The organism is Serratia sp. H402Y, assembly GCF_051172415.1.
Taxonomy (GTDB): Bacteria; Pseudomonadota; Gammaproteobacteria; order Enterobacterales; family Enterobacteriaceae; genus Serratia; species Serratia ureilytica.
The window spans coordinates 2,405,463-2,419,213 of the sequence record NZ_JBPIYZ010000001.1 but is presented as its reverse complement, the minus strand read 5'-3'; the positions used below and the strand labels follow the sequence as shown (position 1 = coordinate 2,419,213).

The 13,751-nt window shown below is 60.2% G+C and carries 11 protein-coding genes; all 11 read left to right on the top strand.

All coding sequences use genetic code 11. From position 1 onward, the window contains the following. Positions 1-19: 19 nt before the first annotated feature. Positions 20-544 (top strand): Hcp family type VI secretion system effector, encoded by a 525-nt coding sequence (locus ACSBQS_RS11760; protein ID WP_004935369.1) that lies wholly within the window; start codon positions 20-22, stop codon positions 542-544. Positions 545-625: 81 nt separating this feature from the next. Beyond that, positions 626-1,072 carry a type VI secretion system baseplate subunit TssE gene (locus ACSBQS_RS11755; RefSeq protein WP_015378391.1) on the top strand — a complete coding sequence of 149 codons (447 nt, stop codon included), beginning with the start codon at positions 626-628 and terminating at the stop codon, positions 1,070-1,072. A gap of 11 nt (positions 1,073-1,083) precedes the next feature. Continuing rightward, positions 1,084-2,925, top strand: coding sequence for a type VI secretion system baseplate subunit TssF (gene tssF, locus ACSBQS_RS11750; RefSeq protein WP_004935363.1), 1,842 nt, complete (start codon positions 1,084-1,086; stop codon positions 2,923-2,925). After that, entirely contained in the window at positions 2,918-3,946 is a 1,029-nt protein-coding gene (gene tssG / locus ACSBQS_RS11745) for a type VI secretion system baseplate subunit TssG (protein WP_197666014.1), read from the top strand. The genes tssF and tssG overlap by 8 nt, the downstream gene beginning before the upstream one ends. A 16-nt stretch (positions 3,947-3,962) precedes the next feature. Next, complete coding sequence (gene tssH, locus ACSBQS_RS11740) at positions 3,963-6,548, top strand: type VI secretion system ATPase TssH (protein ID WP_033643660.1); 2,586 nt, start codon at positions 3,963-3,965, stop codon at positions 6,546-6,548. A 64-nt stretch (positions 6,549-6,612) separates the two neighbouring features. Further along, the gene (gene vgrG, locus ACSBQS_RS11735) at positions 6,613-8,874 is read left to right on the top strand and encodes a type VI secretion system tip protein VgrG (RefSeq protein ID WP_004935351.1); all 2,262 of its coding nucleotides are present in this window, start codon (positions 6,613-6,615) and stop codon (positions 8,872-8,874) included. 12 nt (positions 8,875-8,886) lie between these two features. Beyond that, complete coding sequence (locus ACSBQS_RS11730; RefSeq protein WP_197666016.1) at positions 8,887-11,112, top strand: DUF2169 family type VI secretion system accessory protein; 2,226 nt, start codon at positions 8,887-8,889, stop codon at positions 11,110-11,112. After that, a complete protein-coding gene (locus tag ACSBQS_RS11725; RefSeq protein ID WP_434990584.1) occupies positions 11,102-12,256 on the top strand; it encodes a pentapeptide repeat-containing protein in 1,155 nt (384 codons plus the stop codon). The genes ACSBQS_RS11730 and ACSBQS_RS11725 overlap by 11 nt, the downstream gene beginning before the upstream one ends. Continuing rightward, positions 12,249-12,863, top strand: coding sequence for a DUF3540 domain-containing protein (locus ACSBQS_RS11720; RefSeq protein ID WP_033643657.1), 615 nt, complete (start codon positions 12,249-12,251; stop codon positions 12,861-12,863). Before ACSBQS_RS11725 ends, ACSBQS_RS11720 begins: the two co-directional genes overlap by 8 nt. A 6-nt stretch (positions 12,864-12,869) precedes the next feature. Next, entirely contained in the window at positions 12,870-13,235 is a 366-nt protein-coding gene (locus ACSBQS_RS11715; RefSeq protein WP_033643656.1) for a PAAR-like domain-containing protein, read from the top strand. Positions 13,236-13,244: 9 nt separating this feature from the next. Then, entirely contained in the window at positions 13,245-13,751 is a 507-nt protein-coding gene (locus tag ACSBQS_RS11710) for a type VI secretion lipoprotein TssJ (protein WP_033643655.1), read from the top strand.

Here is a 13,751-nt window from a genome sequence, read left to right as displayed (position 1 = left end):
TCAGTCAAGGAGACAAAAAATGAGCACGAAAGCTTTAGTAGACTATTTTTTGAAAATTGAGGGTGTTGATGGTGAATCACCCGACCAAACCTACCCTGGCTGGATTCAGCTGCAAGCCTGGCAATGGGCGGAAGAAAACGCCGGCCGTTGGGGGTTCGGGAGCGGCGGCGGTTCAGGCAAAGTCGAGATGAAAGACTTTGAGTTTCGCATGGTGAGCAATAAGGCTTCGCCGAAACTGTTCCTGATGTGCGCCACCGGCGAGCATATTCCTCAGGCAAAACTTGTTTGCCGTAAATCAGGCCAGGGTCAGCAAGACTTCATTGCCGTGACCTTCAGCAACTGCCTGGTTTCTTCATTCAAGACCGTGGGTAATATGCCGCTGAATTCCACCATCGGTACTGAAATCGATACCGTGCTGCCAACCGACGTTATCAAGCTGAATTTCGCACGTATCGAAGTTGAGTACAAAGAGCAAAACAATGATGGCTCCATGGGTGCGGTAATTAAGACGGGGTATGACCTCAAGCTTAATGCCCGTATCTGATCATTGATGTCACAACACTAATTGCAGGCTGTCTGCCCGCAGCGATTGCGGGCAGACATAAGCCTTATCGCGAGGTGTTAAATGAAAGCGTCATTGCCCATGCTATTCGATAAGCTCAGCGTGAGACATCAAAGCGCCAGCGCCGATAATTGGCGGCGTGTTTTGGTGCGTGATATCGAATTTTTACTGAATGACGCATCGCGCAGCGCTGATTTGAAACTTCATGATTATGCGCACAGCGAAAGTTCGGTATTGAATTATGGCCTGCCGTCGCTGAGCCAACGCATACCGATTAATACCGATCCGTTAACGCTGGCGAGACATATACAAAGAATCATTACTTCGTTTGAGCCGCGTCTGGATCCGAAAACGATTCGTGTGGTGCCTGTAGTGAATGAACGCCAATCGTATGTGCTGGCGATTTTATTCGATATTTATGGCACCTGCTCATTACCGGGTGACGAAATGCTGGTTAATTTGCGCATCGCTCTTGATTATTCCTGTGGCGCCGTACACGTATTTGATTAATAGGGGTGACTATGTTCAGTGAGCGCTTTCTCCAATTATATAATGATGAGCTGCGTTATTTTCGCGAGGCCGGTCGTCAGTTCGCCTCTTCTCATCCCCAGGTCGCCCAGCATTTAGGCATGCATATCGACGGCGTGCTGGATCCTTTCGTTGAGCGTCTGTTGGAGGGCTCCGCGTTCCTTTGCACCCGCATCCAGGAAAAGCTGAACAATGAGCAGCCGGAATTTGCCCTGCAAATGCTCTCACGCCTGGCGCCGCTGTGGTATACGCCGGTTCCCGCGATCGCCACCGTCGCGATTAAGCCCGATCTCTCTTTTCCCCAGTGGCACAGCCAGGTTGACCTGCCGCGCGGGAGCCGCATGACCCTCAACGATATCTCGCTGAACAACAAACCCGCCACGTTCACCACGGCGCGGCATATTAAAGTACAGCCCGTTGAGATTTCACTGGCGGAATGCGAGATTTTGCCGCCGCACCATTTGCCTGACGGCGCCGCCAGACACATGCAGGATTGCTCGGCCTACGTCAGGATATGCCTGACGACGCACGGCGTGCTTCCCGTCTCGGAGCTGGATCTCGAGCCGCTGCACCTGACGCTGGCGGAAGATACGGTGCGGGCCAATCAACTGCTGGCCGCGTTGCTTAATCGCACCTTGCGCATCGTGCTTTGGGCGAAAAGCGACGACCGGCCAATCGTCAAAGTCTTGCCGCCGGACAGCTTGCGCCTGGGCGGCGTCAGCGATGAAGAAGCCTTGTTGCCCACCGTGGTGGGGGAACTGCCCGGCAACCGGCTGATGCGCGAATACTTCGCCGCGCCAAGCCGCTTCTTCAGCCTGGAGCTGCATGGCGTGCAGGATTTTCTGCGCCAATGTGAACGCGTTCACGAGTTCGAGATCTTGTTCGCGCTGGAGCAACGCCCACTCACTCTGATCGGTCGCGTCAACGCCAGGGATTTTCATCTTTTCGCGACCCCGGTCATCAACCTGTATCGCCGCCATTGCTCGCCGGTGCTGCTGACGGATGAGCGCACGGAGCACCAGCTGGTGGTCGATCGTTTGAACACCTCGCTGTATGAGATACACAGCGTAAAACAAGTGAAAGGCATGCTGCCCGACGGCAACCCGGTGATTTTCTCTTCACTGCAGGCCGACGTGCAGTACGACTGCGAGCGGGAGCCGGCCGGTTATACGCTGCACCGTCGCCGGGAGCCGTCGCCCTCCAAGTACAATAATCCGCACCTGCCCAACGAAGATACTTTCATCGCCATCTCGCCGGGCAAAAGCGGCATCGACATCGACGACATCACGTCGCTCAGCGTCGAGGCGCTGGTATGCGAACGGCATCTGGTGCCGGCGCACCTTCAGCAGCCACATTTCCAGCTGGAAACGGCGATGCCGATCCACCAGGTGGAGATCGTCCGCTACCCGAGCAACCCGGTCGCGGTGCCGAACATCAGCCAGGCGTGGCAGGCGATCCAGATGCTGGCCTCCAATCCTTTGCGCCATGCGCGCCCCGACGTTCAGGATTGTTCGGCGCTGTTGCGCGACTGGCTGTCGTTGTTCTGCCATCAGGATGACTCCAGCCAGCGCAAGCGCATCGCCAGCATTAAAAACGCCTGGGTGGAGCACCATTTCGAACGCAATCAGGGGCCGGGGCCGCTGGCCTGGATCCGCGGAGCCGAGATCGCCGTCAACTTAAGCGCCAACCATCATGCCGACCACGGCGCCTATCTGTTCGGCAAAATATTGCACCACGCGTTGAGCCAATACGGCGACCTGAACCAAACGTTAAGCATGAAGCTGTTGCTGGATGGGGAAACCCACGCCGACTGGGGGGCGCTCTACTATGGCTGATATGTCGTTGATGCGTGAAACGGCGCTCTCGTTGGAGCCGGCGCCGACGCCGGGGGCGCAAAGCGAAAGCGCGGGCCAGGCCGAAATCCGCGGGCTGTCCAATCGACAGGATTTTTTCGAGCTGCTGCGGCGTATCGAACGCGCGCAGCCGGATGCGCCGCGGCTCGGCGTCTCCAACGATCGCAGCCGCGAAAGGCTCTGCATTACCCAGCCGGCGGATATGGCGTTCGCTTCGCGTGAAATCGCCTCTATCGTGCAGCGCCCTAAGCAAGTGCTGATTCAGGCGCGGCATTTCGGCATGTTCGCCCCCTACGGCCCGCTGCCGATCCATGTGACAGAGCACGCGCGCACCGAAGTCATCGCCAGACGCAACCAGGCGTTCCAGCAGTTCGTCGGCATCGTCAGCCAGCGCTTCGCCGTATTGCACTACCGGGCCTGGGCGCAGCTGAAGGCGATGATCGGCCATGAGCATGACGATGATAAAAACCCGTTCTTGCGCCATTTGCGCCAGACGGTGGGCGTCGATACGGCGCTGACGGTGAACCCGCATATCCAGCGCCTGCGCGAGGCGTACCCCGGCACTTATCTGCCCGGTCGCCGCTCGCTGCGGCAGCTCAACAAGATGTTGGCGGCCTATTTCGCCGTTCCCATCACGATTACGCCGCGCTACGCCAAGTGGATCGACGACGGCAAGCAAAGCGACAGCCAAAAGCTGGGCAAGTTGGGTAGCACGCGCATCGGCAGCCGCTTTTTCGATGCCCAGTACGGCGCGCATATTCAGATCGGCCCGCTGGGGGCCCCGCAGTATCAGCAGTATCAGCGCGGCAGCCGGCGGCTGCAGGCGTTGGTGAGCATCTGTCATGACTTTACGAGCCATCAGCTGATGCTGGATGTCAGCCTGCTGATTGCCACGGAGCCGGGCATGGCGGCGCAGCTGGGCGGCAAGTCGCTGAGTAAAGACAGCTGGCTGAAACCTAAGACAGGGACGTTTAGGCAGCTGGTTTATCAATCAACAACTTAATATAAGGAAATTTAAGGTGTATCAACGAGAACGTCTTTTTTCGCGATTGGGCCACTTTGCCTATCAGTCGTTCGTCGAAGCGACCAAGCTGTGCCGAACCTTCAGGCACGAATACGTGGAGCTGGAACACTGGCTGAAAGTCCTGGTGGACAAGGAACGCGGCGACTTGCCGATGATCCTGGCGCACTACGCCATCAACAGTCAGCGCATCAGCGATGCGTTGGATCGCATTCTTCATACCTTGCCTAACCGGACGAATGCGGTGGTGGATCTGTCGACGCAACTGGAAACGGTGGTGGAAAGAGGGCTGCTGATGAGCCAGCTCGCCGAAACGCCGTCCGGCGGGGTGCGCACCATTCATATCCTGGTCGGCATTCTGCAGGATCCCACGTTGCAGCGCAGCCTGTACCGGCTGAGCGACGAGTTCAAAAAACTGCCGATCCCGCAGCTGTTCGACGATTATCCGGCGATTCTGGCGGAGTCCGTCGAGCATGAGGAAGAGGAAGAAGAGGTCTACAGCGCCCACGGCGATGCGCCTGAGGCGTCCGAGACGGTCGATATTCTCGATAAATGGTGCGCCGATCTGACCCGCCAGGCGCGCGACGGTGAAATCGACCCGGTGATTGGCCGCGAAGCGGAGCTGCGCCAGGTGATCGATATCTTGCTGCGGCGCCGGCAGAACAACCCGATTTTGGTGGGCGAAGCCGGGGTCGGTAAAACGGCGGTGGCGGAAGCGCTGGCCTGCAAGATAGCCCAGGGGCAGGTGCCGCCGCTGCTGCAGGGCGCTCGGCTGCTGTCTTTGGATCTGGGGCGCATGCAGGCCGGGGCGAGCATGAGGGGCGAATTCGAATCGCGCCTGAAAGCGCTGATCGACGCCATCGCGCATTCGGCGGTGCCGGTGATCCTGTTTTGCGACGAGGCGCATACGCTGGTGGGCGCCGGCGGGCAGGCCGGCACCGGCGACGCCGTCAACCTGTTGAAACCGATGTTGGCCAGGGGGGCGCTGCGCATGGTGGCGGCGACGACCTGGTCGGAATACAAACAGTTCATCGAGCCGGATGCCGCGCTGACGCGCCGTTTCCAGTACGTGTTGGTTTCTGAACCCGACGAAGAGAATGCGGTGAACATGATGCGCGCCATCGCCCCGCATTTTGCGCAGCACCACAGCGTCAAGATCCGTGAGTCGGCGCTGCAGGCGGCGGTGCATTTGTCGCTGCGCCATCTGCCGTCGCGGCAACTGCCGGACAAAGCCATCAGCTTGCTGGACACCGCCTGCGCGCGGGTGGCGCTGAGCCAGCATGCGCTGCCTGAAAAAATCGAGTCGCTCGAGGCCGGGTTGGCGGTGAAGCGCACCGAAATGAACGGCCTGCAGGAGGAAAGCAAATTCGACGATCTGGCGCTTACCCGCATCACTGAATTGCAGCAGACCCTCAGCGACATGGAAGGTGAACTGGATGCGCTGCGTCAGCGGCAGGCGCAGGAGCAACAGGCGGTCACCACCTTGCTCGACGCCGAGCGGCAGTCGCCGGAGCGCTTGCCGCAGTTGGCCTCCGAGCTGGGAGCCTTGCAAGACGGCGGCCTGCCGTTGGTGTATCCGTGGGTGGACGACCGCGTCGTGGCGGAGGTGTTGTCGGATTGGACCGGCATCCCCACCGGCCGCATGCTGCAAAGCGATCTGGACAATGCGCTCAATCTCAACCAACTGCTGAGCCGCCAGATATTCGGCCAGCAGACGGCGATCGATGAAATCGCGCAGGCGGTGCGCATCTCCCGCGCCGGCATTCAGGCGCACGATCGGCCATTGGGCGTTTTCATGCTGTCCGGCCCGAGCGGCGTCGGCAAAACGGAGACCGCGTTTGCGCTGGCGGAGGCGATGTACGGCGGCGCGCATAACCTGATCGTCTTCAATATGAGCGAGTTTCAGGAATCGCATACCGTTTCCACCCTGAAAGGGGCGCCGCCGGGCTATGTCGGCTACGGCAAGGGCGGCAAGTTGACGGAGGCGGTGCGCCGCAAACCTTATTCCATCGTCTTGCTCGACGAATTCGACAAGGCGCATCCCGATATCCACGAGGCGTTTTATCAAGTCTTCGACAAGGGCGTGATGGAAGACGGTGAGGGCCGCATGATCAGCTTCCGCCAGTGTTTCATTTTAATGACGAGCAATATCGGCGCCGGCGAAATAGAAGCGACGCTGGCGGAAACGCCGGATCTGAAAACCGAAGCGCTGCGGCCGATGCTGCATGACGTGCTGGCGCGCTTCTTCCCGGCGGCGCTGTTGGCGCGCATGAACGTCATTCCCTACGTGCCGCTTTCTACCGAAGCGATAACCCATATCGCCACCAAACAGATTTCGCGTTTACAACAGCGTTTGCACAAAGAAGTGGGCGTGTCGCTGGTGCTGGAAGGCGACATTCCAGGCTGGATAGCCAAACGCATCAGCGCCCATCCTTCGCGCGGCAGAGCGGTCGAGTCGCTGCTGCAGCAGGCGATTTTGCCGCCCATCAGCAATGAAGTGCTGCAGCGCAAACGGACGGGACAGGAACTGCAGAATATCCAACTCATGGTCGAGAACGATAGTTTAAGTGTTTATTTCGACTGATTTTTAATTTGCCGCCGGCCCGCAAATGCGGGGCGGGGTTCGATATCGGATCAGAGAGGTTGTTATGCCTTTAATCGAAATTGATAACCCGGTGTTAGCCGAATTAAATGCGTTTCCACTCAGCTTCACCACCAAAGAAGGGTTGTCGAGCAACTCGCAATATACGCTCGAATTCGAATGTGAACAGGCGGACGTTGATTATGAATCTCTGCTGGGTCAAGGGATCAGCATTCAAATAGAAAGGCCGGATTTCGGCGCGCGGCCGTTTTACGCTTACGTGATCGGCGCCTCCGATTCGGGGCAGCATCAGGATAAGTTCGTTTATAAGCTGGAGCTGAGCACCTGGCTGTGGTTTTTGATGCAGAACCGCAACAGCCGCATTTTCCAGGATTTGAACGTGCTCGACATCATCGAGCAAATCTTCTCGCGCTACGGTTTTGCCGACTACCGTCTGGATATTCAAGGCACCTATCCGACGCGTGAATATTGCGTGCAGTTTTCCGAAACGGATTTCGCGTTTATCAGCCGCCTGCTTGAAGACGAAGGCATCTGGTATTACTTCGATCACGCCGAGGATAAACACACGCTGGTGATCACCGACCGGCAGAATTTCGACGATCTGGATTTCGGTTACGCCGTGTTGCCGTTCATGCCGGACAGCGAAGAAAACCGCGCCATCCGCGAAGGGATCCAGCGCATCCAGCGCTCCCGCAAAGTGCGCCCGAATGAAATCGTGCTGCGCGACTTTGACTTCCAGAACCCGCGCAAGAACCTGCAAACCAAGGTGGAAGAGAGCCGCCTCGGCCTGCAGAATACCCCGTTGGAGTGGTATGACTACGCGGCGGGTTATGTGGATACCGAACGCGGTGAAAACCTGGCGCGGCTGCGCCTTGAAGAAATGCAAAGCGACGGCCATCTGCTGTTTGGCGAGAGCAACGCCGTCGGGCTGATGGCCGGCAAGGATTTCTCCTTGATTTTGCACCCGGACGCCAACCGCAACCGCCGCTTCAAGCTGACTCGCTGCGACTATGTGTTCGTGCAAGATGGCCCGGACAGCAGCAGCGACGGCCGCAACGTCACCTGCCGTTTCAATGCGTTGAACGACGACGTGCCGTTCCGCCCGCTGCGCGAAACGCCAAAGCCGCAGATGCCGGGCATCCAGAGCGCCACCGTGGTCGGCGCGCCCAACTCCGAAGTGCATACCGACAAATTTGCGCGCATCCGCGTGCATTTCCACTGGGATCGCTACAAAACCACCGAGGAAGACAGCTCTTGCTGGATCCGCGTGGTGCAGGCCTGGGCCGGGAAAGGCTGGGGCGTGATCGCCATGCCGCGCGTCGGTCAGGAAGTGCTGGTGACCTATGTCGACGGCGATCTCGATCGTCCGATGGTGACCGGGATTGTGTATAACGGCGACAACCCGCCGCCTTATCAGTTGCCTGAATACATCAACTACTCGGGCATGGTGTCGCGTTCGCTGCGCTTCGGCAAGCCGCAGCATGCCAGTCAGTTGACCTTCGATGACAACCGCAACAACGAACGCGTCATGCTGCATGCCGAACGCGATCTGCAAACCACGGTGGAGCGCAACCAGGCCACCGAGGTGGGAATGGACAAGTTCGACATCATCCGCCGCACCTTTACCGACTGGTTCACCAACCACGTCTCTTACAAGGATTACGTCTTCAGCATTACCGGGTTTGACGCCTCGATTAAAGGCGTCAGCGCGTCGATGACCGGCGTCAGCCTCACCGCCACCGGCGTGAGCACCTCGTTTACCGGCGTGAGCACCTCGTTCACCGGCGTGAGCACGTCATTTACCGGCGTCAGCACTTCGTTCACCGGGCTGAGCACCTCGTTCACCGGGCAGAGCACCAGCTGCACCGGCGTATCAAACTCGATGACCGGCGAAAGCAACTCCTTCACCAGCATCAGCAACAGCATGACCGGCGAAAGCAACAGCTACACCACGGTCAGCACCAGCCAGACCGGCAGCAGCACCAGCTTTACCGGCGTCAGTGTCAGTACCACCGGCTCGTCGACCAGCACCACCGGCTGCAGCATCAGCACCACCGGATCGTCGACCAGCACCACCGGCTGCAGCATCAGTACCACCGGCAGCAGCGTGAGCACCACCGGCAGCAGCGTCGGCACCACCGGCAGCAGCGTCAGCAGCACCGGCAGCAGCGTCAGCAATACCGGCAGCAGCGTCAGCAATACCGGCAGCAGCACCAGCACGACAGGGGTGTCGATCAGCTATACCGGCGCGTCACTGTCCGAGACCGGCGTCGATTTGAAAAAAGTCGGGATGCAAAGCAAAAACTAACGAGGCGCGGCAATGAGAATCATACGGCCACAGCAATTGGTGGCGATTAAAGGAAGTTACCAGATCGGGACAGACAGCCGGCTCGGCATCAGCGTCGTGGCCGGATGCTACCTGTCCCGGCCTGAGCACTTCGTGAACGAAGCCGAAATCTGGGAGGCATGGAAGCGCGTGCCGCTCAGCCTGCCGATATTGGATGTTGCCGAGCCGAAGCCGTTCGCCGAATACCTGATCGCCGGCCATGCCGGCATCGGTCAGCCGGTGAAAACGCTGAATGTCAGCGCCGACATCGGCGGGCTGAAGCGCCGTTGGCGGGTCGAGGGCGAGGGACGGCGCGGCGCGATGGAGGTGGAACCCTTCCTCAGCGTGCCGCTGGATCACACCTCCGCCTGGGGCGGCAAAGACAACAAGGAGAACCCGTTTGGCCGCGGCTGCAATGACGGGCTGCGGCCGCTGCTGATGACGCTGTCCGCCGAGGGGACCGCGCAGGAGCGCTCTCCGCTGGCGGCGCCGGCGCCGGTGCCGCACGAGTTTGCGCTGCGCAAGGCGCACATCGATAAGGTGGCGGGCCAGATCGCCGGCAAAGCCTATCTCGAGACGGCATTCCCCGGGCTGCCGGCCAATATCGATCGGCGTTATTTCCAGATGGCGCCGCCGGCGCAGTGGTTGCCGGAAGCGGCGTGGCCGGATCGGGTGCCCTTCGAGTTGCAGGGCGTCGGCGCGCAAAGCGAGGCGATTCGCGGCGAGCTGCCGGCGGTGCGCGGACGGGCGTTCATCCGCCGTCACGATAGCGACAGCCTCGAGGAAATCGAGCTGCAGCGCAAAACGCTGTGGTTCCTGCCCGACAGCGGCATCGCTTTGCTTATCTTCACCGGCAATGCGCCGTTGACGCATCTGCTGGACGAGTCCATCGAGTCCGTCATGCTGGCGTTGGATCGCTGCGATGCGCCGCGCTCGTTCGACTATTTCCAACAGGTATTCCGCAAGCGCAGCGACGATGACGCCTCGCCCTTTGAGTTTCTGTTCGATCCGGATCTGATGCCGGCGGAGATGGGGTTGAACGTCATCCAGGCGGTGTCGGATCACCCCAGCGATTTGCGTTACGATCCGTCGCCCACCTCTCTGGGCGATTCCGCCGTGTTCTATCAACGCATCCGCGAGGCGATCGCCTTGCACCAGCAACAAGCGGCGGCGGTGCCCGCTTCCGTGACGTTGCCCGATTTGCCGGATCTTCCCGCTGAAGACGGCAATGACGCGTTTTTCCCCGATAGCGCGACCGTGGAAGGGAAGACTTTCACCGGTTTGCGCTGCGAGGCGCTGTCGGGCCGGCATTTTCTGCAGTGCCGCTTTGAGCGCTGCGATTTCTCGCAGGCTTCCCTCGACGGCTGCACCTTCGAAAACTGCGTTTTTGATGCGGTCAATTTGACGCAGGCGGCGCTGCGCCAGATCCGCATGATCTCGTGCACGCTGCAAAAGCCGTTGCTGGCGGAAAGCGTGTGGCAAGAGGCGGTCTTCGAACGGGTGACGCTGGCGGAGCCTCAGGGGCAAGGCCTGCGCGCCGACCACGTGAAGCTGGATAACTGCGTTTTCGAGAGGGGCGATTTCACCGCGAGCCGCTTTGAACACGCGGCCATCGGCAACGGCATGTTTAATGGCGCGACGCTGATCCGCGCGCAGTTTCTGCAAGGCGAGCTGGACGCGTGTGTGTTTAACCGCTGTCTCGCCGAAGAGGCGGTTGCGCTGGAGATGACGCTCACCAAAAACTCGTTCCTTGGCGGCAACTGGCGCGGCGTGCGCTTCGAACGCTGCCGCGTCGAGAGCCTGACGGCGGGCATGCAGGCGAACTTTTCCCACGCCGTGTTCAGCGATAGCTGTTTCACCAAAGTGGGATTGAAAGCGGCGCGCATGGAGAGGTGCCAACTGCTGTACAGCGTTTTCACTGAATGCAACTTTGACGAGGCCGATCTGACGGCCTGCGCGATCGCCGGCTGCGATCTGGCCGGCGTGCGGTTTAAAGACAGCCTGTTGACGCACTCACGTTGGCAAAACAGCAGCGCTCAGCAAGGCCTGTTTTATAACGCCGATCTGCGCGATGCGGAATTTGACCAGTGCAATCTGGCGGCGGCGCATCTGGCGATGACCTGGCAGGACGCCGGCACGCGGTTCAGCGGTTGTCTGCTGGAGCGCGCGTGTTGGGTGCCGCGCAGAATCATTCATGGGGACTATGCGCATGAAAACTGAAAGCCGCGTGATTCAACAGGCGCTGCCTGACCGAGAGGCGATCGAACTGGAGGTCGCCCAGGCGGTGGCGCAGACGCCGCCCATGCCGCGGATCTTCAAGAAACGCCGGTTTCACGATCGCGAGCTGAAAGGGTTGACGCTGAGCGACTGCTTTTTCATCGACTGTCATTTCGAACGCGTCACGTTTGAAGGTTGTGATTTGCGGGCGGTGCGCTTTGAGGGCTGCACCCTGCAGCAGGTCAACGTGGTCGGCGGCAGCCTGATGCGCCTGTCCTTCAACGAATGCCGGTTTGAGAACCTGACGCTGCAACAGGGGCTGCTGTGCAATTTGGCGTGCAACGACACCACGCTGCAGGGGTGTTACGTCGGCGATTGTCTGCTGGATGACTGCGGTTTGATCCGGTGCGAGGTCAACGGCGCGGAAATTGAACGCAGCAGCCTGGGGCATCTGGCCGTGCAGTCCAGCACCCTGACCAACCTGATGTTTCACCAGGACGTGATACAGGACGCCAACTGGTACGCCTGCCAGCTCACGCAGTGCCTGTGGCAGGCGTCGACCCTGGATCGTCAGGTGATGGGCAGTTGTCAGCTGGAGAAGTGCAGCTGGCAGACGATCGCGGGGCAGGCGCGCATCTGGTTCACCTGCCGCCTGTCGGGCTGCACTTTGGCTCAGCTACAGCTGCAGGGTGCCAGTTTTCACCGCAGCGAGCTGGAGGGGTGTTCGTTCGCTGACAGCGATCTGACCTCGGCGATCTTCGCTGAAGCGCAGGCGCTGCGCTGCGATTTCGAGCGCGCGACGCTGCTCCTGGCGCAGGGGCAGAAGGCCCGGTTCAGCGAATGTGCGATGGGCGGCGCCAACTGGGGGCGCGCCATCTTGCCGCAAGCGGAATTCAGGGCGTGCGATCTGGCGTTAGCCAATCTTGAGCAGGCCGAACTGCGGGAAGCGAACCTGATCGAACAGCCGTTGACCGCCGCTCAGCAACAGAGCGCTCGCCTGCATGGCGCGCAGCGTCATCGCGCCGAAAACGTGCCGCTTACCGCCGATCCGTTCTTGAGCGCGATCGACGCCTGGTATGCGCATCAACAACCGGGGCCGCGGCAACCGTCGTATCAACGGCCAACAGGAGTAAGCAGATATGTATAAATCCAGAAGAGAGCATCAGAAGGTCTATGCCAACGCCAGGGTGACGCCTTTGCAGTTGGTGCGCAGCGCTCCGCTTCCCGAACAAGGGGGGCGCAAGGTGGTGACGCTGGCGGCCGACGCCAACGGCGGTCTGTATGTCGACGGCATGCGCGCCCATTGTCTGGCGGTCGCCACCAGCTGTCTGGTTCAGCCGCTGGCGGGCGATCGCGTTTGCGTCATCGCCGACGGCGACAAGTTGGTCATCACCGAGATCCTGTCGCGGCAACAGGCGAACGCCGTCATGACGCTGGACAGCCGCTGCGCCAACTTGCGCATCGTGGCGCCGGAGATCGAGCTGCAGGGCGGCAAGCGGCTGACGCTGCGCAGCCCGCACTTCACGCTGCTGACGCGCAGCAGCCGTTGGGTCGCCGAAACGCTGCACCAAATCTCTCAACGCCTGTTTGTGCGCAGCAAGCACGCGAGCCGGCGGGTGGAGGAAACCGACGAGGTGCTGGCCAAGCACATCATTCAGGATGCGCGGCAATCCCTCGTCATCAACAGTGAAATTGGTTCCCTGAAGTCTTCGGCGGTGCTGAAGATCGACGGTGGCCAGATACATATGGGGTGAACCACCATGACTGCAGCCAATACCAACATGGGCGGGATCGGCTTTGCCGGCTGCGACCCGATGATACCGGCGCCGGGCCCGAACACCTCGCCCAACAACACCGGCATACCGAACGTGCCTAACATTTTCATTTCCGGCGGCAATGAACAAAACCTCGGCACCACTCGTGTGGCCACCGCCGATTCGGGCGGAGTGATCGGCGCTGCCTCGGGGACGCATTCGGCCCAGGCGCAGCCGGTGCAGGGATCGGGTAAGTATTTCTCCGGCGGCATGCCGGTCACGCGGCTAGGTGATTCCAGCACGACGAACAACAACAACATGGTCTGCACTCAGGTCGCGCCGAGCCAGACCAAATGTTTCGTTAATGCATAGGAGTTCAGCATGGTGAAAACGCTCCGGGGGATTGCGACAGGGGGACTGTTGGCGGTGGGGATGCTCGGCGGATGCAGCTGGTTTTCTCACGATGAGGCTGCGGATGCGGGGCGTCGGTTGCGGTTTATCGACGTCGAGGTGACCGCCAACGACAACGTGAACCCGAATGCCGCCGGGGAGGCGCAGCCGGTCAAGGTGTGCGTGATAGAAACCAATCGCTCGGGGTGGATGCCCGAGGGAATTGGCGACGGCGCCCCTTGCCGCGAGACGGCGCCGTCGGAAGGGGCGCTGAGCCGGCACCAGAGCATTTTGCAACCGAGGGAGACGTTGCGTTATCGCTTCGAGGTGCCGGCGGGGCAAGAGCGATGGGTCGTCGTCGGGGCGGAGTTTCAGCAAATCAGCGGCGTGCTGCCGCTCGCCGAGCAAAAGTCCCCTGCGCAGGCTGATTCGCAAATGAAGGTGATGGTGGGGATGACGTCACTCAGCATAGTGACTAACGACAAAATGGATGAATGA

Bases quoted from the DNA above. Each gene is read 5' to 3' on its own strand.
- ACSBQS_RS11760 (WP_004935369.1), top strand. From the start codon at position 20: ATGAGCACGAAAGCTTTAGTAGACTATTTTTTGAAAATTGAGGGTGTT.
- ACSBQS_RS11755 (WP_015378391.1), top strand. From the start codon at position 626: ATGAAAGCGTCATTGCCCATGCTATTCGATAAGCTCAGCGTGAGACAT.
- tssF (WP_004935363.1), top strand. From the start codon at position 1,084: ATGTTCAGTGAGCGCTTTCTCCAATTATATAATGATGAGCTGCGTTAT.
- tssG (WP_197666014.1), top strand. From the start codon at position 2,918: ATGGCTGATATGTCGTTGATGCGTGAAACGGCGCTCTCGTTGGAGCCG.
- vgrG (WP_004935351.1), top strand. From the start codon at position 6,613: ATGCCTTTAATCGAAATTGATAACCCGGTGTTAGCCGAATTAAATGCG.
- ACSBQS_RS11730 (WP_197666016.1), top strand. From the start codon at position 8,887: ATGAGAATCATACGGCCACAGCAATTGGTGGCGATTAAAGGAAGTTAC.
- ACSBQS_RS11725 (WP_434990584.1), top strand. From the start codon at position 11,102: ATGAAAACTGAAAGCCGCGTGATTCAACAGGCGCTGCCTGACCGAGAG.
- ACSBQS_RS11720 (WP_033643657.1), top strand. From the start codon at position 12,249: ATGTATAAATCCAGAAGAGAGCATCAGAAGGTCTATGCCAACGCCAGG.
- ACSBQS_RS11715 (WP_033643656.1), top strand. From the start codon at position 12,870: ATGACTGCAGCCAATACCAACATGGGCGGGATCGGCTTTGCCGGCTGC.
- ACSBQS_RS11710 (WP_033643655.1), top strand. From the start codon at position 13,245: ATGGTGAAAACGCTCCGGGGGATTGCGACAGGGGGACTGTTGGCGGTG.